Origin of the sequence: Clostridium caldaquaticum, from assembly GCF_023806125.1 — a bacterium.
Classification (GTDB): Bacteria; Bacillota; Clostridia; order Clostridiales; family Clostridiaceae; genus Clostridium_AT; species Clostridium_AT caldaquaticum.
Map to the genome: position 1 here is coordinate 1 of NZ_JAMSKT010000049.1, position 521 is coordinate 521.

At 34.0% G+C, this 521-nt stretch carries 1 protein-coding gene; it reads left to right on the top strand.

From position 1 onward, the window contains the following. On the top strand, positions 1-520 hold a 520-nt coding region (locus M2651_RS14255; RefSeq protein WP_252133000.1), incomplete at its 5' end, for an N-6 DNA methylase. Position 521 lies beyond the last annotated feature (1 nt).

The window sequence follows — 521 nt, forward strand, 5'->3', positions numbered from 1 at the left end:
ATGTGCTGTTATAGTACCAGATGGAGTTTTATTTGGCTCAACTAAAGCACATAAGGATATAAGAAAAACTTTAGTTGAAGAAAATGCACTAGAAGGTGTGATATCCATGCCATCAGGGGTATTCAAACCATATGCGGGAGTATCTACGGCTATCCTTATATTCACTAAAGGCGGAGAAACAAAAAAAGTATGGTTTTACGATATGCAAAGTGATGGTTATTCTCTTGATGATAAGAGAAATAAACTTGATAATGACGGTGATATTCCAGATATAATTGAAAAATGGAGAGCTATAAAGAAGGATAATAAATTAGAACCTGCTAAAGAGGATAAGTGGTTCTGGGTAGAGAAAGAAGAGATAGCTGAAAATGATTATGATTTGTCTATAAATAAGTATAAGGAAATAGAATATGAAGAAGTAGTGTATGATGCACCAAGTGTTATTTTAGAAAGAATAGAGGCTTTAGAGGAGGAGATTTCTAAGGGGCTATCAGAATTAAAAGGAATGCTTGAGGTGTAAG